Here is a 327-nt window from a genome sequence, read left to right as displayed (position 1 = left end):
GCACCGGATGCCCCAATTGGTCTTGAAGCATATGCAGCAAATAATTCCATCGAATTAAGATGGGCTAGGGTAGAGGGTGCAACAGGATATGATGTGGAGATTGATGGTGAAACTATTGATAATGGAATGAAAGAAATGTATATCCATGAGAATCTTCTCCCAGGAACCTCCCATTTATACCGTGTTCGGGCCAAAAATATTACTGGCGTAACGGCATGGAGTCCATCCATTACACAAAGCACGACAACACCGACCTATATCGTAGATTGTGAAGTCAATAAAGAGATCGATATATCCTTGCTGGCAATCAATACACAGGATTTCAGT

Annotated in this window: 1 protein-coding gene; it reads left to right on the top strand. The window is 42.2% G+C overall.

Features of this window, described 5'->3' with window-relative positions; translation table 11 throughout:
* Positions 1 to 327 (top strand): fibronectin type III domain-containing protein (locus RCF13_RS23400; protein WP_308141576.1); only part of this gene is annotated, 327 nt, incomplete at both ends.

Origin of the sequence: Stenotrophomonas maltophilia group sp. RNC7 (genome assembly GCF_030910085.1) — a bacterium.
Classification (GTDB): Bacteria; Pseudomonadota; Gammaproteobacteria; order Xanthomonadales; family Xanthomonadaceae; genus Stenotrophomonas; species Stenotrophomonas sepilia.
The sequence above is the reverse complement of the archived record's forward strand: the minus strand, read 5'-3'. Positions and strand labels throughout refer to the sequence as shown.